This is a genomic window from Micromonospora endophytica (assembly GCF_003236305.1).
GTDB classification, from domain to species: domain Bacteria; phylum Actinomycetota; class Actinomycetes; order Mycobacteriales; family Micromonosporaceae; genus Micromonospora; species Micromonospora endophytica.
Genome location: NZ_POTX01000502.1, coordinates 1 through 801 on the forward strand (window position 1 = coordinate 1; position 801 = coordinate 801).

General features: G+C 69.3%; 1 protein-coding gene. It reads left to right on the forward strand.

The features are described from left to right. The coding region (locus C1I93_RS30775; protein ID WP_146603621.1) for an amidohydrolase family protein at nucleotides 1-801 on the forward strand (801 nt) is incomplete at both ends.

Consider the following 801-nt stretch of genomic DNA (forward strand, 5'->3'; position numbering starts at 1 on the left):
ATCTGTCGCAGGCGTCGATTCATTCGGCGTTGGTGTCGTCGGCGTTGTTGGCGGCGTGTCCGGAGGCGGTGGCGGCGCCGGGGTTCGACGGGTCGGGGTGGTTGCGGCGGGACGCGCATCATGTGGTGCGGGCGGTGGCGCGGGCGTCGGTGACGCGGGCGCAGCGGGTGGCGGCGCAGCGGGTGGCGTTGGCGCGGGCGGCGTCGTTGGGGATCGCGGCGGTGCACGAGTGTGGTGGGCCGGAGATCTCCGATGAGGAGGATTTCACCGGCCTGTTGGCTTTGTCCGGTGTGGGGGTGCCGGAGGTGTACGGGTACTGGGGTGAGTTGGGTGGTGCGGCGCGGGCGCGGGAGTTGGGTGCGGTGGGTGCTGGTGGTGATCTGTTCGCCGATGGTGCGTTGGGGTCGCGGACGGCGTATCTGTCGCAGGGGTACGCCGATGGTGAGGGGTGTGGTCACGGGTATCTGAGTGCGGAGCAGGTGCGTGATCATTTGTTGGATTGCGCGGCGTACGGGTTGCAGGGTGGCTTTCACGCGATCGGGGATGCGGCGATCTCGACGGTGTTGGCGGGGTTCGCGGGTGCGGCGGAGCGGCTCGGTACGGAGCGGGTGCGTGCGGCGCGGCATCGGGTGGAGCATGCGGAGTTGGTGGATCGGCGGTTGATCGCGGGGTTTGTGGAGTTCGGGGTGGTGGCGTCGATGCAGCCGGCGTTCGATCGGTTGTGGGGTGGTGCGGGTCGGATGTATGAGGCGCGGTTGGGGTTGGCGCGGTCGTTGGCGTCGAATCCGATGGGGTCGATGC